1 protein-coding gene is annotated in these 234 nt (G+C 51.7%); it reads left to right on the forward strand.

The features are described from left to right. The coding region (locus CF394_RS00275; RefSeq protein ID WP_207761659.1) for a proton-conducting transporter transmembrane domain-containing protein at positions 1–234 on the forward strand (234 nt) is incomplete at both ends.

A 234-nucleotide genomic window follows, 5' to 3' on the forward strand; every position in this document is an offset into this window, starting at 1 on the left:
CTCTGTTCTGGGGCTCCCTCTTCGCTGTCAAACAGCCAGATTTAAAGGGAATTCTCGCGTTTTCTACCGTCAGTCAGCTCGGTTTGATCATGTCACTGTTAGGCTTGGGTGGTTTCGCGTACCTCGTAACAGGGGCTGCTGTTGAACCCTTTACCTTCGCAACGTTTGCCGCGATTTTCGCCTTGTTCCCCCATGCAACGGTCAAAGGGAGTTTGTTCATGGTGGCAGGTATTG

Source organism: Tetzosporium hominis (assembly GCF_002265435.1).
In the GTDB taxonomy this organism is placed as follows: Bacteria; Bacillota; Bacilli; order Bacillales_A; family Planococcaceae; genus Chryseomicrobium; species Chryseomicrobium hominis.